The sequence below is a fragment of the Paenibacillus silagei genome, from assembly GCF_017874735.1.
Taxonomy (GTDB): domain Bacteria; phylum Bacillota; class Bacilli; order Paenibacillales; family Paenibacillaceae; genus Paenibacillus_AQ; species Paenibacillus_AQ silagei.
In genome coordinates this window covers 14,708-34,920 of the sequence record NZ_JAGGLV010000026.1, presented here as the reverse complement: position 1 = coordinate 34,920, position 20,213 = coordinate 14,708, and the positions used below count along the sequence as shown (strand labels likewise).

At 53.7% G+C, this 20,213-nt stretch carries 18 protein-coding genes; 13 read left to right on the top strand and 5 right to left on the bottom strand.

From position 1 onward, the window contains the following. Positions 1-9 precede the first annotated feature (9 nt). Positions 10-1,521, top strand: coding sequence for a xylose ABC transporter ATP-binding protein (locus J2Z70_RS27330; protein ID WP_209878383.1), 1,512 nt, complete (start codon positions 10-12; stop codon positions 1,519-1,521). A gap of 2 nt (positions 1,522-1,523) precedes the next feature. Next, on the top strand, positions 1,524-2,717 hold the full coding sequence (locus J2Z70_RS27325; protein ID WP_209878381.1) for a sugar ABC transporter permease: 1,194 nt from the start codon (positions 1,524-1,526) through the stop codon (positions 2,715-2,717). Between the two features lie 523 nt (positions 2,718-3,240). On the opposite strand, the gene J2Z70_RS27320 is transcribed toward J2Z70_RS27325, so the two are convergent. After that, entirely contained in the window at positions 3,241-3,627 is a 387-nt protein-coding gene (locus J2Z70_RS27320; protein ID WP_036722528.1) for a cupredoxin domain-containing protein, read from the bottom strand. 240 nt (positions 3,628-3,867) lie between these two features. Here J2Z70_RS27320 and J2Z70_RS27315 point away from each other — a divergent pair, with 240 nt between their 5' ends. Beyond that, positions 3,868-5,001 carry a GGDEF domain-containing protein gene (locus J2Z70_RS27315; protein WP_209878377.1) on the top strand — a complete coding sequence of 378 codons (1,134 nt, stop codon included), beginning with the start codon at positions 3,868-3,870 and terminating at the stop codon, positions 4,999-5,001. A 43-nt stretch (positions 5,002-5,044) separates the two neighbouring features. Here the strand turns inward: J2Z70_RS27315 and J2Z70_RS27310 are convergent, their stop codons facing one another. Then, positions 5,045-5,392: a phage holin family protein gene (locus tag J2Z70_RS27310; protein ID WP_036696706.1), complete on the bottom strand. Its 348-nt coding sequence runs from the start codon at positions 5,390-5,392 to the stop codon at positions 5,045-5,047. Between the two features lie 152 nt (positions 5,393-5,544). On the opposite strand from J2Z70_RS27310, the gene J2Z70_RS27305 reads away from it, so the two are divergent. The 4 genes from J2Z70_RS27305 (at position 5,545) to J2Z70_RS27290 (ending at position 10,329) form a co-directional block, all read left to right on the top strand. Continuing rightward, on the top strand, positions 5,545-7,911 hold the full coding sequence (locus J2Z70_RS27305) for an endonuclease MutS2 (protein WP_209878375.1): 2,367 nt from the start codon (positions 5,545-5,547) through the stop codon (positions 7,909-7,911). A 32-nt stretch (positions 7,912-7,943) separates the two neighbouring features. Continuing rightward, on the top strand, positions 7,944-8,363 hold the full coding sequence (locus J2Z70_RS27300; RefSeq protein ID WP_036696710.1) for a DUF350 domain-containing protein: 420 nt from the start codon (positions 7,944-7,946) through the stop codon (positions 8,361-8,363). Between the two features lie 130 nt (positions 8,364-8,493). Next, positions 8,494-9,039 (top strand): hypothetical protein, encoded by a 546-nt coding sequence (locus J2Z70_RS27295; protein WP_209878373.1) that lies wholly within the window; start codon positions 8,494-8,496, stop codon positions 9,037-9,039. 81 nt (positions 9,040-9,120) lie between these two features. Next, positions 9,121-10,329 carry an MFS transporter gene (locus J2Z70_RS27290; RefSeq protein ID WP_209878371.1) on the top strand — a complete coding sequence of 403 codons (1,209 nt, stop codon included), beginning with the start codon at positions 9,121-9,123 and terminating at the stop codon, positions 10,327-10,329. 33 nt (positions 10,330-10,362) lie between these two features. Here the strand turns inward: J2Z70_RS27290 and J2Z70_RS27285 are convergent, their stop codons facing one another. Then, positions 10,363-11,064: a Crp/Fnr family transcriptional regulator gene (locus J2Z70_RS27285; RefSeq protein WP_209878369.1), complete on the bottom strand. Its 702-nt coding sequence runs from the start codon at positions 11,062-11,064 to the stop codon at positions 10,363-10,365. A gap of 94 nt (positions 11,065-11,158) precedes the next feature. Here J2Z70_RS27285 and J2Z70_RS27280 point away from each other — a divergent pair, with 94 nt between their 5' ends. After that, positions 11,159-11,836 carry an LUD domain-containing protein gene (locus tag J2Z70_RS27280; protein WP_209878367.1) on the top strand — a complete coding sequence of 226 codons (678 nt, stop codon included), beginning with the start codon at positions 11,159-11,161 and terminating at the stop codon, positions 11,834-11,836. A gap of 156 nt (positions 11,837-11,992) precedes the next feature. Next, a complete protein-coding gene (locus tag J2Z70_RS27275) occupies positions 11,993-12,712 on the top strand; it encodes a response regulator (protein WP_209878365.1) in 720 nt (239 codons plus the stop codon). Positions 12,713-12,838: 126 nt separating this feature from the next. Here the strand turns inward: J2Z70_RS27275 and J2Z70_RS27270 are convergent, their stop codons facing one another. After that, complete coding sequence (locus tag J2Z70_RS27270; protein ID WP_209878363.1) at positions 12,839-13,297, bottom strand: hypothetical protein; 459 nt, start codon at positions 13,295-13,297, stop codon at positions 12,839-12,841. 184 nt (positions 13,298-13,481) lie between these two features. Here J2Z70_RS27270 and J2Z70_RS27265 point away from each other — a divergent pair, with 184 nt between their 5' ends. The 4 genes from J2Z70_RS27265 to J2Z70_RS27250 all read left to right on the top strand — a co-directional run bounded on the left by J2Z70_RS27265 (position 13,482) and on the right by J2Z70_RS27250 (position 18,802). Next, complete coding sequence (locus J2Z70_RS27265) at positions 13,482-14,912, top strand: flavocytochrome c (protein ID WP_036722500.1); 1,431 nt, start codon at positions 13,482-13,484, stop codon at positions 14,910-14,912. A gap of 25 nt (positions 14,913-14,937) precedes the next feature. Next, positions 14,938-15,297 carry an FMN-binding protein gene (locus J2Z70_RS27260; protein ID WP_036722498.1) on the top strand — a complete coding sequence of 120 codons (360 nt, stop codon included), beginning with the start codon at positions 14,938-14,940 and terminating at the stop codon, positions 15,295-15,297. Between the two features lie 204 nt (positions 15,298-15,501). Then, positions 15,502-17,115 carry a DcuS/MalK family sensor histidine kinase gene (dcuS, locus tag J2Z70_RS27255; protein WP_209878361.1) on the top strand — a complete coding sequence of 538 codons (1,614 nt, stop codon included), beginning with the start codon at positions 15,502-15,504 and terminating at the stop codon, positions 17,113-17,115. Positions 17,116-17,242: 127 nt separating this feature from the next. Beyond that, on the top strand, positions 17,243-18,802 hold the full coding sequence (locus tag J2Z70_RS27250; RefSeq protein WP_209878359.1) for a flavocytochrome c: 1,560 nt from the start codon (positions 17,243-17,245) through the stop codon (positions 18,800-18,802). An 83-nt stretch (positions 18,803-18,885) separates the two neighbouring features. Here J2Z70_RS27250 and J2Z70_RS27245 read toward each other — a convergent pair whose 3' ends face one another. Then, complete coding sequence (locus tag J2Z70_RS27245) at positions 18,886-20,124, bottom strand: NAD(P)/FAD-dependent oxidoreductase (RefSeq protein WP_209878357.1); 1,239 nt, start codon at positions 20,122-20,124, stop codon at positions 18,886-18,888. Positions 20,125-20,213: the final 89 nt, after the last annotated feature.

Genomic DNA, 20,213 nt, shown 5'->3' with positions numbered 1-20,213 from the left:
ACGGCAGGCATGGATGTACTTGAAATGGTAGAGATCAGCAAGAGCTTCCCCGGCGTGAAGGCGCTGGACCATGTGAACTTCAAGGTGAAGCAAGGAGAGATTCACGCCTTGTGCGGGGAGAACGGCGCAGGCAAATCCACTCTGATGAAGGTGCTGAGCGGACTGTATCCTGCGGGGACATATGAAGGCGAAATCCGCATCGGCGGGGAGAAGAAGGCATTCCACCAAATTACCGATGCCGAGCAGGCCGGCATTGCGATTATCCATCAGGAGCTGGCGCTCGTGAAGGAGATGACGGTCGGCGAGAATATTTTCCTGGGGGCAGAGCCGGTGAAGCGCGGGGCGATCCAGTGGAATGAGCTGTACCATCAGGCTTCGCTGTGGCTGAAGAAGGTAGGGCTGAACCTGTCGCCGGATACGAAGATCGGCAATCTGGGCATCGGCCAGCAGCAGCTCGTAGAGATCGCCAAGGCGCTCTCCAAGCATACCCGGATTCTTATATTGGATGAACCGACAGCGGCGCTGACCGAGAGTGAGGTGTCCATCCTGATGGGCATTCTGAACCAGCTGCGGCGCGAAGGGGTTACCTGTGTCTATATCTCCCACAAAATGCCCGAGGTGTTCGCGCTGGCCGATTCGATTACCGTGCTGCGCGACGGGCGGACGGTGGCAACCCTGGAGCGCCAGGCGACGAACGACGATCAGGTGGTATCGCTGATGGTCGGCCGTGAGTTGACCGAGCGCTATCCGCGCGTCCCGCATTCACCCGGGGACAAGGTGCTTGAGGTTGCAGATTATAATGTCTGGCACCCGGAGAAGCGTCAGCAGAAGGTGCTTAGAGATATTGGATTTACGCTTCGTCAAGGCGAGATTCTGGGCATTGCCGGGCTGATGGGGGCCGGACGGACAGAGCTGGTCAGCAGCCTGTTCGGTGCGTATGGCGGAAGAAGCGAAGGTACGGTTCTGATCGAAGGCAAGGCCGTTAAGATCCGTTCGATTGCCGAAGCGATCAAGGCCGGGATTGCCCTGGTCACGGAAGACCGCAAGCGCCAGGGGCTGGTCATGGGGATGGATGTCAAGCGCAATACGACGCTGGCCACACTCGGTAAGGTCTCAAGGCTTGGAGTGATCAATGAGAATGAGGAGATCAAGTGGTCTGAGCAGTACGTGAAGGATCTGAAGACGAAGACAGCTTCGCTGGAGACGCTGGTAGGCACACTGTCCGGGGGGAACCAGCAGAAGGTAGTTATCGGCAAATGGCTGATGAGTGACCCCAAGATTCTGATTATGGACGAACCCACCCGGGGCATCGATGTCGGGGCGAAGTACGAAATTTATAACCTGATGAACAAGCTGGTGGAGCAGGGAGTAGCTATTATAATGATCTCATCCGAGCTTCCCGAGGTGCTGGGGATGAGCGACCGGATTCTGGTGATGTGCGAAGGACAACTGGTACGGGAATATGACTGGCGCGAGGCAACGCAGGAGAATATTATGCTGGCCGCCACAGGAGGCAGATAGAGATGCAGCTGCAAAAAGAGCTTAAGGAACCTGAAGCGGTTCCGGCCGCCGGAGGATCGCGCTTGCGTACCCTGTTCGGCAAAATGGATATGCGCGCCTATACGATGATTGGCGCATTGATTCTGATCTGGGTGTTGTTCGGCGTGCTGAATCCGACCTTCCTGACCTCACGGAACCTGTCCAATCTGTTTACGCAGATGTCAGTGACCTCTATACTCGCCATTGGCATGGTGCTGGTTATCGTGGCGGGCCATATCGATCTGTCCGTCGGCTCCATCGTCGGCTTGACCGGCGGGATGGCGGCGATTCTGAGCAATTGGCTGGAGCTGCCCGCTATCGTGGTCATCCTGGGCACGGTTGCCGCAGGTGCGGTGCTGGGTCTGGTACAAGGCTGGCTGGTCGCCTATAAAATGATCCCCGCCTTCATTGTCACCCTCGGCGGGATGATGGTGTTCCGCGGGGTGCTGATGGGCGTGACCGAATCCATGACCATTCCGGTATCTGATCCGGTGCTGGCGCTGCTCGGCAATGCCTATTTTGCCTCAGGCTTCGGAATCATTCTCGGCGTGCTCGCAGTGGCTCTGCTGCTGTATAGCGCGTTCACGAAGCGGCGCTCCCGCAAGAAATACGGGTTCACCGTCGCCCCGCTCGGCATGGATATCGCGAAGGTAACAGGACTGTCCCTGCTCGTGGTAATCTTTGTGGCCTTGATGAACAATTACAAAGGGATTCCGTTCCCGATCATCTTCGTCATTGTGCTGGCGGCCATCTTCTACTTCCTGTCCACCAAGACGACCTTCGGCCGCCATATCTACGCCATCGGCGGCAATATTGAGGCTGCGCGGCTCTCCGGCATTAACATCAGACGCAAGACGATGCTGGTCTTCATCCTCAGCGGCCTGCTCGGATCCATCGCCGCCATCGTGCTGACCTCCCGCCTGGCTTCGGCGACCATTACCGCAGGCAATATGGCCGAGATGGACGCGATTGCCGCCTGCGTCATCGGCGGAACCTCCCTGATGGGCGGAGCCGGAACGGTCATCGGCGCTCTGATCGGAGCGCTGGTTATGACCTCGCTCGATAACGGCATGTCGCTGATGGGGCTGGAGTCGTTCTGGCAGTATGTGGTCAAAGGCTCGATCCTGGTCATCGCCGTCTGGCTGGACATTTCTGGCCGCAGCAAGGGTGTGAAGTAAGAGCAAGTAACATGAATAAGCCGGCCGGGAAAATGTCCCCGCCGGTTTGTTTGTTGTAGTAGGAAACTATACTATGCGGCTGTGAAAAACCGAATACAATGAGCCGGTGCGAAGGTGCGTTGGCCAAAAGTGGGCGGACGGAGCAAATGAAAGGGATAAATCCCACTGATTTATCCAGATGCGCGCCAACGGAGCAAATGAAGAGCACAAGTGCCCCTGAATCCCGGGAAAGTTGGCCAACTGAGCAAATGAAGAGCACAAGTGCTCCTGAATCCCGGGAAAATTGGCCAACGGAGCAAATGAAGAGCACAAGTGCCCCTGAATCCCGGGAAAGTTGGTCAACGGAGCAAATGAAGAGCACAAGTGCCCCTGAATCCCGGGAAAATTGGCCAACTGAGCAAATGAAGAGCACAAGTGCTCCTGAATCCCGGGAAAGTTGGCCAACGGAGCAAATGAAGGAAATGAAAGGGATAGATCCCTCTGATTCCGCCAAAAGCGGGGTTCCCTCTGTTAATCCCCCCCTTTACTCCACAATAATCTTAGCAGTCATTCCGCTGTGGCCGGAGCCGCACATGATGGCACAGGTCATTTCGAAGGTTCCGGCTTCCTCGGGCAGGACAACCTGCGAGGCGTTCTTGGCATCCAGCCGCAGCTTCATCTCCGGAATCAGTATGCCGTGATTGCCGCTCTCATTTTCGAAGATGATTTTGACAGGGACGCCCTTCTTCAAATGGTATTCCGGCTGGTCAAAGCTATAATTGGTGGCTGTAATTACGAGTTCTTCCTCCGCCGTCAGATTGCTCCCGGCAGCTGCGTTGTTTGCGCTGTCAGAATTGCTCGTGTTCCCACCGCAGGCCGTTAGCAGAAGCACAAATATAATAGAACAAAGAATAGCCGACTTCCTGATCATATGCATTCTCCTCATCTACTTGGGCAGTTGTCCTTAGCATAGCCTAAATCGGTCAAGTTGTCTTGATCAATCTATGAAAAAGACTCCGACCGCCGCCGTCACTACCGCTGCAAACTTTGTCGAATTTTGCAAAAAAATGATGCAAAAGAGTTTAAAATTAATTATAATTAAGCCTAATATAATTAAAGCTTCATATTATTCGGCTAGAAGCAGGGGAGTCAGATCATTATAGATTACGCGTTGCAAAGTGCAGAGAGATGGCACCGGAGAATATTGTATGGCTACTGGATCATCGTACTCTGTCTGCTGCTCGCCCAGTTCCTGTATATGCTGTACTCCCGTTCGGCTGAGATGGAGACGATCTTCAGTCCCGGTAAGGGGCATATGTTCATAGTCTGCAACCTGATGATTGTCCTGAGTATGGCTTCTGCCGAGGTCTGGCTGCGGCGCTCGCTCCGTTATCATAAGCAGGCGGTTGTAGTCTGCAGCTTTGTGGTTTCCTATTTGATGTATTTTGTGCTGGAGCCTTATGTAGACGGTGCCCAGATGATGCTGATGATGCCCCTTATGCTGGCCCTCATCTATTTCGACCAGCGGCTGCTGTACTCGCTTGGAGCATTTAGCATTGTATTCTACGCGGGGGTATACTTTGGGCTTGAACGGCCGCTGCTTGGCAAGCCGCTGCTGGAGTTCGTGCTGGTGGAGTGTGTGTATGTTGTTTTTGCCCTGACGGCGCAGGCGGTGATCCTCCGTGGCCGCGAGACGCGCGAATATCTGGAGCAGCTCACCAAGTCGGAGCAGGAGCTAATGGTAGAGCGGGCGATTTCGGACAAGCTGCTGAAGATGGATGCGTTAACTGGCCTGTATAATCACAAGACGTTCCATGAGTATCTGGATTCACTGCTGGAGCAGTGTGAGAACAACGGATTGAGGCTGCAGCTGGCGTTAATGGACATCGATAATTTCAAGCAGGTCAATGACAGATACGGACACTGGGTGGGCGATCTTGTGCTGAAAGAGGTGGCGGCCAAGATGGGCAGCCTGATCGGGTTGAATGACTTCGCGGCAAGGTATGGCGGGGAAGAATTCGCAGTGATTTTTACGGATAAAAGCTTTCAGGAAGCCTACGCTGCTGTCGAGCAAATGCGTATCAGCATTGCTGCCATGTGCCATCCGTATGCCGGGAACAAGCCCATTACGGTCAGCATCGGACTGTGTCACTACCAGCTTGGAGACGGCAAGGAGCTGCTGTTCCGCAAGACGGACGATTCGCTGTATTCGGCCAAGCGCGGAGGGAAAAATGCTGTGGTGACCTCTGCGGTCACTTCCGGTGAAGTGCATAAACTTACAGAAAACCCCCAAATTCCGATATAGACCGGGAGCTGGGGGTTTCATTGTCTGCATGTGCCTTGCGCCGTTATTTGCCTGCTTCAAACGGAGTGGATACCGGCAGGAACAGATCGATGATCCCGATGACCAGTGCGGCAAGCAGAGCACCAAGCACCGAGACACTGACACCGCTGACGACAAACTGGGCAATCCAGATGACCAGGGCGCTGACCAGGAAGCCGACGATACCACGGCCGAAGGGCGTGGTTTTTTTGCCGAAAATGCCTTCAACGACCCAGCCGAGCAGAGCGATTACCAGAGCAAGCATGAATGCGCTCCAGAATCCCCCGACCGTGAACTGCGGAACAATCCAGCCGACCACCATCAGCACGATTGCAGCGACCACGAACCGTACTACATGAGCTAAGAATCTCAATGAACTAACCTCCTTTGGCGTTCGCTTAAGGATATGTGCGTTGTTATTGTAGCCCGAAGCCGGTTTTCTATGCCCAGAAATCATACCCAAATAGCGAAAATGGGCTAAATTAGGTATAATGGTTCCATCTATGAAGGGAGCTGTGACAGTAATTGGACGACAAAATTTTGCATACGCTTGAATATCGCAAGATTTTAAATAAATTGATGCAGTATACGCAGACGCCGATGGGACGGCTGACCGCCGAGCTCCTGAAGCCTTCCGGTGATTTCGAAGGGGTGAAGAAGCTCCTGCAGGCAACGGATGAGGCGGTAAATGTTGACCGGTTGAAGGGAATTCCTTCATTCGGCGGCGTAACCGATATCCGTCCTGCGCTGAAGCGTGCATCAATTGGCGGAATGCTGGGCACAGCAGAGCTGCTTGCGGTAGGCAACACGATTGGCGGGGCACGCCGGGTGAAGCGGTTCATCCATGCCATGCATGACGATGAGAGCGTTCCTACCCTCTTCGCACAGAGTGATCTGCTGTCGGAGCAGAAGCCTGTTGAGGATGCTATCCGCATGTGTATTGACGAGAATGCCGATGTAATGGATTCGGCGAGCACGGAGCTTGCCTCCCTCCGCCGCGAGCTGCGCGGGGGAGAGACGCGCATCCGTGAGAAGCTGGATTCGATGATCCGCTCGTCTTCGGTCTCGAAGATGCTGCAGGATCAGCTCGTGACGATCCGTGGTGACCGGTTCGTCATTCCGGTCAAGGCAGAGTACCGCGCCCACTTCGGCGGTATTGTGCACGATCAGTCGGGCTCCGGGGCAACGCTGTTCATCGAGCCGGAATCCATTGTAGCGATGAACAACAAGCTGCGGGAGACTCGGCTGCGCGAAGAACGTGAGATTGAGATCATTCTGCACCGGCTGACTGCGCTGGTCGGCGATATTGCCGAGGAGATGGCTTATGATATCGACATTCTCGGCGAGCTGGACTTCATCTTCGCCAAGGCACGTCTGGCACGCGACCTGAAGGCTACCCAGCCGCGGATGAATGACCGCGGATACCTGCGCCTGCGCAAAGGCCGCCATCCGCTAATTCCGTCCGAGCAGGTTGTGCCGCTGGATGTGGAGCTGGGCAATGATTACCGCTCCATCATCGTGACCGGCCCCAATACGGGCGGGAAGACGGTGACCTTGAAGACGATCGGCCTGCTCAGCCTGATGGCCATGTCGGGTCTCTTCATTCCGGCCGAGGAAGGCAGCCAGCTGTGTGTCTTCGATGCGATCTACGCCGACATCGGCGATGAGCAGAGCATTGAGCAGAGCCTCAGTACCTTCTCTAGCCATATGACGAATATTATATCCATTCTGAAGCGGATGACACCGAAGAGTCTGATTCTGCTCGATGAGGTCGGTGCAGGAACAGATCCGGCCGAAGGCTCCGCACTCGCGATAGCGATTCTGGAGAATATCCACCGGACGGAATCCCGGATGGTTGCCACTACACATTACAGTGAACTGAAGGCATACGCTTATGAACGGGCTGGCGTTATTAATGCCAGCATGGAATTCGATGTGCAGAGCCTGAGTCCTACTTACAGGCTGCTGGTCGGTGTACCTGGACGAAGCAATGCGTTCGCTATTGCTGAACGCCTCGGGATGCCAAATGCAATCCTTGAGCATGCGCGCGGTGAAGTGAAGGAAGAAGATATGCGTGTTGAGCATATGATTGCATCCCTTGAGGAGAACCGCCTAACCGCAGAGAACGAACGCATACGGGCAGAAGAGATTCGCCGTGAAGCGGAGGAGTTCCGTAAGCGGCAGCAGCAGGAGCTGGAGAAGCTGGAGGGCTCACGCGACAAACGCCTTGAGAAGGCAGAGAAGGATGCCAGCGAACTTCTGGCCAAGGCGCGCAAGGAAGCCGAGGAGATAATCAGTGACCTCCGCCGCCTGGCGCTGGAGGAAGGCGCATCCGTCAAGGAGCATAAGCTGATCGAAGCGCGCCGCCGGCTGGATGAAGCAGAGCCTGCACCACGCAAGAAGGCTGTGCCGCGCAGCACGGTCAAGGCGCCGCGTAAGATTCAGCCAGGGGATGAAGTCAAGGTAGCGAATGTGAATCAGAAGGGCCTTGTGGTTGAGCTGAGTGGTACCAAGGAAGCGGTGGTACAGTTCGGCATCATGAAGATGAAGGTTAATCTGAGTGATCTGGAATTCCTGGCCTCCGCCCCGGATGCTCCTCCGCCGGCTCTGCGCAGGGCCACAACGGTCAAGCGTACACGCGATGAGAATATCCGTAATGAGCTTGATCTGCGCGGTGCGAACCTGGAGGAGGCCATAATGGAGACCGACCGCTTCATCGACGAAGCTTTTCTGGGCAATCTGGGGCAAATCTCCATTATCCACGGCAAGGGGACGGGGGTCCTGCGGACAGGAATACAGGAATACCTCCGCAAGCACAAGCATGTCAAAAGCTATCGGCTCGGGAACTACAATGAAGGCGGCGCGGGTGTGACGGTAGCTGAACTGGAGTAGCGCCCATAGTCCGGCAGGGAAGAGGGAAAAGTGTGCAGGATAATATTGATCTTTTGCTGGAACATCCGCTGGGGGCGCTGCTAGGCTACTTCACTGTCGCCATATTGGGGCTGGTCGTATTCCTGTCCTTCTTCGAAATGGTGACGAAATACAACTGCTGGGAAGAAATCCGTAAGGGGAATGTGGCCGTAGCCATGGCAACCGGAGGCAAAATCTTCGGAATCTGCAACATCTTACGCTTCAGCATTGAAGCGGGGGCATCCATCTATGAGACGATGAAATGGTCGGTTGTAGGCTTTTTGCTGCTGCTGCTGGCTTACTTCCTGTTCGAGTTTTTTACTCCGGTCTTTTCAATTGATGAAGAGATTGCCGCAGATAACCGGGCCGTAGGACTGACAGCCATGCTGCTCTCCATATCCTTGTCCTATGTTATCGGCGCGGCCATATTCTGAATTAGGGGGCAGGGAGATGAAGCTGCTGATTCGGATTCTGTTTTTTTCAGCCCTGGCTTTTATAGCGGCCGGCATTATATATTTAACGGTGAATTGAACCGAATGTGAGTAAGCGAAGGAGATTATACAGATGGAGACAACAGTTTGCCCATGGTGCCATACCGAGATTGTATGGGATGAGGAGTTTGGCCCCGAGGATACCTGTCCTCATTGCAATAACGAGCTTAGCGGCTACCGCACAGTAACGATAGGTGCAGAGGATCTGGAGGATGAAGAGCCGGATACGCAGGAAGCTTCCGGGGAGGAAGAGATCAGCGACGATAATTTGTGGGATGACGACGACAAGGATAGCGTGGTGCCTGTATGGGGTACGCTGGGTCAGTTCGGTGACGACTATGATCTGAAGCGTTATGAGGACAAGGTCTCAGGCTTGCTGGCTGCCCAGCTGGAAGCTCCGGAATGTCCGCAATGCCATGAGCTGATGCTTCACTCCGGTACGCAGCAGGTGGACGGGTTCACCCCGGCAAAGCCGGAAGCGCTAGGCGGCGCAGCCGTGCTGAAGCCTCCTTTTGCGCTGAATCTGTACGTCTGTCCTTCCTGCTTCCATGTGCAGCATAGCCTGGCGCAGGAAGACCGCATCCAGCTTGTCCGCAATCTCAGCACCTCAGCCGAATAAAGATCGGATTCATGCTTTCCCTGCTGTCTGGACATGTTAGTAATAGATGATGTGTCTTAGGACGAGCAGGGAGGGCTAAGCATGAGAGGTTCAGAACGGGGACAGGCGGCGCTGCTGCTGGCTGTAGGCGGGCTATACCTTCTGGCTACAGTGCTTGCAGGGACGTTCCTCAACGTATATCTGTGGAAAAGCCGGCAGAACTTCGCCATGATCGGCTGGTTCACCGTGGCCCAGCAGCTTGCCGTGGGTCTCAGCTTTTGGCTGGGCGGCAAGTGGGTGAAAGAGCGTAACAAAATGAATGCCCTACGGCTGGGAATTGCCGTATCGGGCTTTTTTTATTTGCTGGTGCTGTGGCTGCGGGGCGACGCGATTCATTACATTTGGCCGCTGGGCGGGGTCCTCGGGCTATCCATCGGGCTGTACTGGCTGGCGTTCAATATTGTTTTCTTCGAGATTACGGATGCCAAGAACCGCGATTTCTATAACGGGTGGATGGGCCTGCTGGGTTCCCTGACGGGAATAGCCGGACCCTGGGTGTCCGGCTGGATGATCTCCCGCTGGCAAGGTGGACAAGGCTACCGTATGGTATTCATACTGTCGCTATGTATCTATGGGTTGGCTGCTGTGCTCAGCTTCGGCCTGCGCAAGCGGCCGCGCGGTGAAGCCTATCTCTGGCTGGAGCCCTGGCGCGAGCTTACCCGCAGGTGCAGTCCTTGGCGGCCAGTTGCGGCGGCGCTAGTATTTCAGGGCATCCGGGAAGGCGTATTCTCCTTCCTGATCGGTCTGCTCGTCTACATTGCAGCACAGGAGGAGAGCAAGCTGGGACAGTTTGCCCTGCTGACCTCCGCCGTCTCCTTGATCAGCTATTATGCGGCCGGCAGATGGTTCAAGCCCCGCGCCCGCCTCGGCGGTATGCTGGCAGGCAGCCTGCTGCTCATCGCCTTCCTTCTTCCGCTGCTATGGAAGGTGAACTTTACGACCCTCCTCATCATGGGGATAGGCACCTCCCTCTGCCTGCCGCTCTACATGCTGCCGATGCTGTCCACCAGCTTCGACCTGATGGGAGTGTCCGAGGAGAGCGCCGGCAAACGCGTGGAGCTGGTAGTGCTCAGGGAGCTTAGCCTGATGAGCGGCCGCCTCCTCGGCCTGCTGATCTTCATCGCCGTGCTGTCCCTGGACCAGTCCCTGCGGACGATCACGTTGCTAATGCTGCTGCTGGGCGCGGCGCCGCTGGGGAGCTGGGTGGTGGTGCGGGGGTTGCTGAATTTAAATACGCAAAAGCATTCATAACCCAGTGTCATATATCACCAGCCTCGCTTCCCGTTAGTGAATATCCTTCTCTACTGCTTTTGATAATAACCTAAACTCATTCCTACAGAACTCAATCAAACCGTCCCGCTTCATCCATGCCAGCTCTCTGGATAGGGCGCTGCGGTCTACGTCCAGATACTCGGCCATGGCTTCCCGATCAAAGGGAATCGTAAAAGTCTCGGTTCCAGCATCACGCATAACTCTTGTTAAATAAGTTAAAACCTTATCCCGAATAGTCGGCATAATCAGACAATCATTCCGGTCATGCAGTTCTAACGCCCGTTCTGCGATACTGTCAAACAGATTGCCAAGTAATTGTTCGTGACCCATACATAGCTTCGTGCAACGGCTCAATATGTTTTGAATAGGAATAAACAGAACTTCAAGCGGTTCTATGGCCTGTACTGACATCGGACATCTTCTTCCCCGGCTGGCTGCTGTGAGAACAGCGGTATATCCACCCGGGTAATGGAGGGATACAATAATTTGTTTTCCTTTGACGTTCAATTTCGTACTTTGAGCGCTGCCCTGCAATATGATGCCGACATCATCAACGTAATCGCCCTCACGGACAACCATCTCATCTTTTGCATATTCTTTCCGCGTGGCTGACAGACATTTTAGCATTTGGGGAATATCATCTGGAGCAATCCCTGTAAATAAACGTGATTGACAGAGGGATTCTAAGTTATTCCGAGAGACTTCGCGTTGCATGTGCAACATCCTTTTTCTTTTTACTATACTATATTAATCATACATACACACGAAGTTTAGCCACCTTGTCTAACGTCAGAACGGAGGAAGAGCAGTGCAAACGAAAGAAGATTCAATTAAAGCGAGAAACCGGCTGTTAGCCTCCAAGGTTATGAAAAATCTGCAAAGCAGAAAATTTGAGGCCTATTACTGTGACAACGCCATAGAAGCTGCAGAAAAGGCACTATCCTTAATTCCGGAGCATTCTTCGGTATCGTGGGGCGGGTCAGTCACGCTTGAGGAAATCGGGCTTCTTGATCGTGTACGCCAAGGCAGCCATACAGTCACTGACCGTGATACAGCGCAGACGATGGAGGAACGTTATGACCTCATGCGCCAATCTCTTTTATGTGATACCTATTTAACGAGCTTCAACGTGGTTAGTGAAGATGGGATATTGGTCAATATCGACAGTGTGGGCAATCGAGTGGCAGCGATTACTTTTGGACCGAGAAGTGTGGTTGCTGTCGTGGGGATGAATAAGGTGTGCAAGACCGCTGAAGACGCAGTGATCAGAGCCAGAACCTATGCCGCTCCCATTAACGCAAACCGTCTTTCGAGTTCGTCCAGCCCATTTTTACATTCGCCGCAAAAAACGCCCTGCCTAATCAATGGTGCTTGTGCAGATTGTAAATCAGAGGATTGTATCTGTTCTTACATCGTTGAAACAAGAATGTGTAAAACAGCGGGGAGAATAAAGGTTATCCTCGTTGGTGAGTCTTTGGGATTTTAATTTTTTCGGCACCGTTCGGGTAATTTCTCGAATTGGTGTCTCTTTGTTAGTTTTGATTCTATGTCTCAGCACACCTCCCTCCAAAATTCTCCGCCGCAATGTTATATTAGTTGTAGTTATATGTAGTTATAGTTGCACAAAAGACAAGGAGACCCCATGAACATTAAAGTACTAATCGTTGAAGATGACCCGATGGTGGCGAAGTTCAACCGCCATTATCTGGAGCAGGTTCCGGGCTTTGAGTATGCGGGCTGGGCGGCGACAGGGGATGAAGCGAGAACTATGCTGGAGGAGCAGCAGGTAGATCTGGTGCTGCTGGATATTTATATGCCGCGTGTCAGCGGGCTGCAGCTGCTCTCTGCTCTGCGGGAGCAGGGGAGCAAGGTGGATATCATTGTGATCTCCGCCGCCAGTGATAATGCGAGCATCCGCAAGGCGCTGCAGAACGGGGCCGTGGATTATTTGATCAAGCCGTTTGAGTTTGCCCGCTTCCAGGCAGCCTTGTCGGCGTATCGTGAAGATTATAAGCTGATGCACAAGGAGCATCTAAGCCAGGAGCAGCTGGATAAGCTGCTGCGGCATTCGCTCGGGACGGAAGAGGAGAAGTACGCTGCCCTGCCGCTGCCCAAAGGGCTTGCCGAAGGCACACTGGAGAGCATCTGGAGCACAATTAACCGGCTGGAGAGCCCGGTGTTCTCCACGGAGGATATCAGCAGTCATGCGCCCATCTCGCGGATCTCGGTCCGCAAATATCTGGCTTTTCTGACGGAGGCAGGTATTCTGGAAATGGAGCTAAGCTACGGGGCGGTAGGCAGGCCGGTGTATATGTATAAGGTGAGACCTGAAGGGCATGAGCTTATCCGTAAATATCTATAAGTGTTCTCTTAAAATAAAACGGAGTCAAGGTGTCCCGAGGCTGCCCCAGGCGTTCCATGACTCCATATAGCCGTCACATTAGCTGTGAAGGTTATTAAGCTATGCCGTACATAAGCGCGCGCAGAATCAATCGAAGGCCTGCTGCAGAGCGAGCGGACTGAACTCGTTAATGATTTTATAGGCTACCAGGTGCGGGTTGTTCATGTCATTGTCGTAGATAATCATGTGATGCTTGCCCTTCAAAATAATGTCGAACCGCTGCTTCCGGTCGGCCTGGACGATGGTAATGTAATAGCTGTACTTGTTGTCTGTGCTCACATTGCGGGCGGATTTCATCAGGCGGACGCTGGAGAAATCATCGTAGATCCGCTTAATCGCTTCCGGCTCAGTAAGCACAATATCCTTCTGTTCACCGGGAACAGAAGATAGGCGGGTAATTTCCAGAGCGGCGATATCGTCCAGATGGATGGTTCGGGTAACTACTCTTTTGAATGAAGTATAGCGGCTCGCGGTGTAGCTCATCAGGGAGACACCGGCTGCTGCCAGAACAGCACCGGCCAGCCAATATTTTTCGCTTTTTTCCATAGTTTCTGTTCCTCCTAGTGATACGGTTGTATAAGCTCCAATTATAAATCTATAAACACATTCAAGCAAATTCACTACCTTTATTTACTTTATCATTTCTTTAATTACTAAATATTCTTGTCAGGGCTCCTTCAGGTTATGATGATTGTGAAAATATGCACAATAACAATTGGAGGAGAACTGAATGAACAGAAAGAGATGGGGAAGTCTGCTGGGCAAGGGGTTGCTGCTGGCAAGTCTGGTGGTATTACCTGCATGTAACAGCACCAAAGGGGAGTCTACGGACATTGTTATTATCGGCGGCGGCGGCGCGGGAATGACTGCTGCCATTGAAGCGCATAATCAGGGAGCCAAAGTGATATTGATCGAAAAAATGCCTATGCTTGGAGGCAACACCGTCCGTGCGGAAGGCGGATTGAATGCGGCAGGAACACCTTATCAGGCAGCGGCTGGCATTACAGACAGTCCGGAGCTGCATTTCGAGGATACCATGAAGGGCGGCAAGAACCTGAACAACCCGGATCTGGTCAGAACACTTACGAACGGTGCGGCGGCTTCGGTGGAGTGGCTGAAGGAGAATGGAGCCGAGCTGTCTGAAGTGGGACGCGCAGGCGGGGCAAGCGTGAACCGGATTCACCGTCCGGCAGGCGGGGAAGCGGCAGGGAATTTCATCGTAGTCGCGCTGAAGAAGAAGCTGGAGGAGTACAAGATTGATGTGCGCCTGCGGACGACTGCCGATGAGATCGTCAAGAACAAGGACGGCGTGGTTACCGGAGTGAAGGTGACGGATAAGGATGGCAAGCAGTACACGATTAGTGCGAATTCCGTTATCCTGGCGGCTGGCGGTTTTGGAGCTAACATGGACATGATCAAGGGGTACCAGCCGAAGCTGGAAGGGTTCTCTACCACTAACCACCCGGGCGCAACCGGAGATGGTACAACGATGGCAGAGAAGATTGGTGCCAAGCTTGTAGACATGAAGGAGATTCAGATTCATCCGACCACCATTCCGAATCAAGGCGTGCTGATCACGGAAGGGGTACGCGGAGACGGTGCGATTCTGGTCAATAGCGAAGGCAAGCGATTCACGAATGAACTGCTGACCCGCGATGTCGTGTCCCAGAATATTCTGGCCCAATCCGGTAAAGTAGCTTACCTGATCTTCAATGATGAGCTGCGTGCGAACCTGAAGGCAACTGAGGTTTACTTTGGAATGGATTTGGTCAAAGAAGCGGCAACACCTGAAGAATTGGCGGCACAGATTGGTGTAGATGGCAAAGCGCTTGCGGATACACTGAAAACGTATAATGGCTTCGTTGCTTCCGGCAAGGATACAGAGTTTGAACGGCCTGATCTTAAGCTGTCTTTTGAAAAGGGTAAATATTATGCAATTCAGGTAACACCGGGAATCCACCATACCATGGGCGGAGTAGCAATTAACACCCAGGCTCAGGTGCTGGATACCAAGGATCAGGTCATTGCCGGGCTGTATGCTGCGGGCGAAGTAACCGGCGGAGTACACGGCGCGAACCGTCTGGGCGGTAATGCACTGGCAGACATCACTACCTTCGGGCGGATCGCAGCGGATGAAGCTGTGAAGGCACTTAAGAAATAGGAACTTTCAGAAGGAGGAATTATTCATGCACAAGTGGACAAAAACCTTGCTGTTCTCTGCCCTCGCGGCTGCAACAGTACTAACAGCTGGATGCTCATCATCTTCCGGCAAGTATGTGGACGGGACATATGATGGAACAGGCAAAGGGGTTAAGAGTGATATTAAAGTGGCGGTAGAGATCAAAGATGAGAAGATCGACGCCATCACCGTACAGGAGCATAAGGAGACGCAGGCGATGATCGATGCGGCTGTAGAGAATACGATTCCTGAAATTATTGAAAAGCAAACCACAGAAGGCGTAGACGCCCTCTCCGGGGCTTCCGGCTCCAGCGGCGGAATTATTGAAGCGGTGACCCAGGCGCTGGAACAGGCCAAGAAGCAGTAAGCTATCATCTATTTGTCTATACAAGAGTTGTGAAAAGTTCATTCCAGCAAGCCCAGCCCTCCTGTCTCCGGCAGAACGGCTGGGCTTGCTGCATAGTTTCATCCCCAGAAACAATCACTCTGGAGTAGCTTTACAAATTCTAGTTCAAATAATATAGTTCGAATGGTATAGGAATATGGGACATGAAGGGAGGTCTTCGCACCAGTGGCCAGGAAAAAAAGCTACAGTCTGCGCACAATGATTGCCGTCATGGTGTCTGCCGTTGTCCTGCTGGTACTGCTGATTTTATATTTTATTTTCCGGAATCAGATTATTCCGCAGACCCGGCAGGCACTGGAGGATAAGGCGATTACGATTGCCCGTACCATCGCCCTGATTCCGCTGGTCTCTGAGGGACTCAGTGAGGGCAACAGCAAGGAGATTCAGGACTACACCTCAAGGATCGCCCGCCGCAATGATATTATGTTCGTGGTCGTGACAGATATGAAGGGAATCCGCTATTCTCATCCGGATGCTTCGCTGGTCGGTCTGCCCTTTGCGGGAGGCGGCCAGGAGATATCGCTGCGCGGAGGGGAGAGCATCTCCGAAGGGGCTGGTCCGCTCGGCAGATCCCTGCGCGGCTTCGTGCCAGTCTATAACAACAGGGGGCATCAGGTGGGTGTGGTCATTGCCGGTCTGTCCCTGGAGCGGGTCGAGCGGCTGGTCCTGATGAATGAGTGGACGATTATTGCGATTCTGGTCTCGGGAGCCTTGCTTGGAGCGGGAGGAGCATTCATTCTGGCGGCCCGGATCAAGCGGATGGTGTTCGGGATGGAGCCGGAGGACATCTCCAAGCTGCTCCAGGAACGCAGTGCGATGCTGGAATCCACGCGTGAGGGAATTATTGCCGTAGATCAGGAGGCGCGGATTACCATCCTTAATATGGAAGCACAGCGGCTTCTGCGGGCAGCGGGGATTGGCGGGAGCGCCATGAACCGGCAGATTGCCGAGTATTGGCCGGAGCTGGGTCTTGAGCAGGTATTGGCTGAGGGAGAGGGGATACAGGACCGGGAGCTGGAGCTGGGAGACAGCTCTCTTTTGGTGAACAGCCTGCCAGTCCGGGTGAACGGGAACATCGTTGGCGCGATTGCTACCTTCCGGGATGAAACCGAACTGGCTGTGCTGGCAGAGAAGCTGTCGGGAGTCTCGGTCTATGCAGAAGCGCTGCGCTCCGGTGCCCATGAGTTCATGAACAAGCTGCATGTCATTATGGGCATGACGCATATGGGTCTGTATGATGAGCTGCAGCAATATATTCTGGGAACGGTAAGCAATTACCAGAAGGAGATCGGGTCGATCACAAGACAGATCAAGGATCCGGTGCTGGCCGGATTTCTGCTGGGGAAGCTGAGCCGGGCACGCGAAGCGGGGATGGAGCTGCTGCTGACCGGAGACAGCTATCTGCCGGAGCCGGCTGATCCGCAGGTGATTCATGAGCTGATTACGATTGCCGGCAATCTGCTGGATAATGCCCTGGAGGCGCTGGGGGAGCTCTGTGAGCAACCCGTGAAGCGGGTGGAGCTTGCTTTTCAATATGAAGAGGGGCGGCTGCTATGCGAGGTTAGCGACAACGGTCCGGGAATTCCGGCGGGTCTGGGGGATAAGATCTTCGTTCAGGGCTACTCCTCCAAGGGTGAACAGCGGGGAATCGGCCTATATCTGGTGAAGAAAAGTGTAGACAAACTGGGGGGTCATCTTGAGCTTGCCGCCGGCTGCGGGCCGGGAGCACATTTTATCGTGGATGTGCCTTATGAGGTGAAGGAGGAGGAGGGTGTGTGAACATTTAAGGTCCGCATACCCGCTTACTTTAGTTACAAAACTCTTTAATAATTTACGGAAGGTTCCACAAACCGCTTCTTTGGCGCTATGATAATTGTGAAAATATGCACAAGGGGGCACAACTCACATGAATAAGAGATTAACAGCGGCGCTTATCCTCATTCTCTCCGTGATGCTGGTAATTGCAGGCTGCGGAAACAACAATGCGGGCAGCAACAAGAATGAGAGCAAGGAAGCGGGCAGCGCGGCCACAGAGCCGGCAGCAACCACTGTACCTACAGAGAAGGCAGAAGCCGTGTCGGGAGCATCCGAAGCGAGCTATACTCCGTACGATCAGTTAAAGGATAAATATGATATCGTCATCGTCGGCGCGGGCGGTGCTGGAATGTCTGCTGCGCTGGAAGCCAAAGCAGCCGGCATGAACCCGGTTATCTTAGAGAAAATGCCGGTTGCCGGCGGCAATACGACCAAATCCTCCTCAGGGATGAATGCCTCGCAGACCAAGTTCCAGAAGGAGCAGGGCATCGAAGACAGCAACGAACTGTTCTATGAAGAGACCCTTAAGGGCGGACATGATACGAACAATAAGGAGCTGCTGCACTTCTTCGTGGATCAATCCGCAGGTGCCATTGACTGGCTCGATTCCATCGGAATCCGCCTGAACAATATTACAATTACCGGCGGTATGAAGGAGAAGCGTACCCATCGTCCGGAGGACGGCTCGGCCGTGGGACAATATCTTGTAGCAGGACTTGTCCGCAATGTTCAGGAGCAGGGAATTCCGCTGTTCGTCAATGCGGATGTGAAGGAGCTTACGGTACAGGATGGTAAGGTGAACGGCGTGAAGGTGCTGTTCAACCAGGCCGATGACAAAACGATCAGCGCAGCAGCAGTTATCGTAACCACCGGGGGCTTCGGTGCCAACAAGGAACTGATTGCCAAGGTTCGCCCGGATCTGCAAGGACTGGTAACGACCAACCAGATTGGCAGCACCGGCGACGGCATTGCCATGATTGAGAAGGTCGGCGGAACTACCGTAGACCTGGATCAGATTCAGGTTCACCCGACTGTACAGCAGGAGAAATCCTACCTGATCGGTGAAGCGGTCCGGGGAGAAGGGGCTATTCTTGTATCTGCTGAGGGCAAGCGCTTCGGCAATGAGATGGATACCCGTGACAAGGTGACGGCTTCAATTAATACACTTCCTGAGAAATCCGCTTATCTCGTGTTCGACGCCGGAGTGAAATCCCGTGTCAAGGCGGTAGATCAATACATCAAGATGGGTGTAGTCAAGACCGCAGATACCATCGAGGCACTGGCGGATCAAATGAAGGTTCCAGCCGCTGCACTTAAGACCACCGTGGAAACATGGAACAGTGCGGTGAAAAGTAAGTCGGATGCCGAGTTCGGCAGAACAACCGGTATGGATAATGATCTGTCCGGTGCTCCGTATTATGCGATTCAGATCGGCCCTGGAATTCACTATACGATGGGCGGAGTGGTGATCAACACCAATACTGAGGTCTTGAACAAAGACGGCAAGGCGATTACGGGCCTGTTCGCGGCAGGAGAAGTGGTCGGCGGGCTGCACGGTGAGAACCGTATCGGCGGTAACTCGGTAGCCGAGATTATTATCTTCGGACGTCAGGCAGGGATTAAGTCGGCTGAATTTGTAAAAGCGCAATAAGCTATTATCCTATATTGTTCTCATGTAAAAGGGATGCTCCGCAGCCATCAGGCTATGCGGGCATCCCTTTCTGTGTTGCAGCTCTAAGGCTGTATCGCCGGGGAGGGCGCAGGCTTGGCCGACCGGGTCAGCGAGAACAGCTCCAGCTCCGGACGGCTTTTGCCGGCCAGCGTATCGGCAAGCAGCTCGGCGGCAATCATGCTGTAGACCGTGCCGTTTCCGCCATAGCCTTCAATGAAGTAGCAATGCGGGAATTCCGGGTGCGGCCCCATATAAGGCAGTCCGTCACGGGTGGAGCCGAAGACCGCTCCCCAGGAATATTCGGCCTTGATTCCTTGAAGTTCCGGGAACAGGGCCGTAAGCTCCTCGACCAGACGCTCACACTGGGAGAGGACCCTTACCTCACGCCGCTCCACGCTGGTAAGCTGCTCATCCTTGCCGCCGGCGATAATCCGGCCTTCAGGAGTAGTCCGGAAATACAGATAAGGCCGGGCCGTTTCCCAGAGCAGGCTCTGCTCATGCCATTTTGGAAGATGTGGCAAAGGCTCGGTCATAATAGCATAGGTGTTGATCAGCTCTGCTCCCCGGTCCTTCTTCATCTCCTGGGTCTCGTACCCCATAGCAAAGACGACTTTCTTTGCAACAATCCGCCCCTGTCCGGTATGACAGATTACGCCGTCTGGATTGTACTCATAATGAAGGGCTTCGGTATGCTCATAGACCCTTACCCCGCCGGAGTGCGCTTTATGAATCAGGCTGTGTACCGTCCGCAGCGGATTGGTTTCCGCATCTCCTTTGGAATACAGCGCACCTGGTTTGGAGAAGGCGTAATGGGCGCGGATCTTCTCCGCCTCCCAGAACTCCGAGTCGAAGCCGTGCTTGATCAGATTCTCATTCTCCTGCTTCAGCATATCCACATCTTCCGGGACGCTGGCATAGAGCAGACTGGTGCGTTCAATGATCTGCGGATCGATGTCCAGCTTGCCGGGCAGGTCAAGAATCGCACGCATGGCCTGCTGGCACAGCTTGTAGAACAACACGCCATTCTCTTCCCCAAAAGTATTCATGCAAGCTGTCAGCGACTTGTCATTGGCGATCTGCAGCAGTCCCGTATTGGCGTGGGAGCTTCCGGTACCGATCGTTCTTTTATCGATAAGAACGGTATCTGCTCCACTGAGGGACATGCGGTAAGACATCATCGCTCCGCCCATCCCGCCGCCTACAATGAGACAGTCGCAGGTTATATCTTCCTCAAGCACCGGATATACCGGAGGCTCAGGCAGTGTGTGTTCCCAGGGCAGTTGCCCGCTGACGAGTTTCATAGATCTGTTCGCTCCTTTATGTCATTCAGAGTAGTATTATTTGCACTATTGAAGAGTCTCATGCGTCAAGACCTTAAGGATTATTCATC

Bases quoted from the DNA above. Each gene is read 5' to 3' on its own strand.
- J2Z70_RS27330 (WP_209878383.1), top strand. From the start codon at position 10: ATGGATGTACTTGAAATGGTAGAGATCAGCAAGAGCTTCCCCGGCGTG.
- J2Z70_RS27325 (WP_209878381.1), top strand. From the start codon at position 1,524: ATGCAGCTGCAAAAAGAGCTTAAGGAACCTGAAGCGGTTCCGGCCGCC.
- J2Z70_RS27320 (WP_036722528.1), bottom strand. From the start codon at position 3,627: ATGATCAGGAAGTCGGCTATTCTTTGTTCTATTATATTTGTGCTTCTG.
- J2Z70_RS27295 (WP_209878373.1), top strand. From the start codon at position 8,494: ATGGAGACAACAGTTTGCCCATGGTGCCATACCGAGATTGTATGGGAT.
- J2Z70_RS27290 (WP_209878371.1), top strand. From the start codon at position 9,121: ATGAGAGGTTCAGAACGGGGACAGGCGGCGCTGCTGCTGGCTGTAGGC.
- J2Z70_RS27285 (WP_209878369.1), bottom strand. From the start codon at position 11,064: ATGCAACGCGAAGTCTCTCGGAATAACTTAGAATCCCTCTGTCAATCA.
- J2Z70_RS27275 (WP_209878365.1), top strand. From the start codon at position 11,993: ATGAACATTAAAGTACTAATCGTTGAAGATGACCCGATGGTGGCGAAG.
- J2Z70_RS27270 (WP_209878363.1), bottom strand. From the start codon at position 13,297: ATGGAAAAAAGCGAAAAATATTGGCTGGCCGGTGCTGTTCTGGCAGCA.
- J2Z70_RS27265 (WP_036722500.1), top strand. From the start codon at position 13,482: ATGAACAGAAAGAGATGGGGAAGTCTGCTGGGCAAGGGGTTGCTGCTG.
- J2Z70_RS27260 (WP_036722498.1), top strand. From the start codon at position 14,938: ATGCACAAGTGGACAAAAACCTTGCTGTTCTCTGCCCTCGCGGCTGCA.
- J2Z70_RS27250 (WP_209878359.1), top strand. From the start codon at position 17,243: ATGAATAAGAGATTAACAGCGGCGCTTATCCTCATTCTCTCCGTGATG.
- J2Z70_RS27245 (WP_209878357.1), bottom strand. From the start codon at position 20,124: ATGAAACTCGTCAGCGGGCAACTGCCCTGGGAACACACACTGCCTGAG.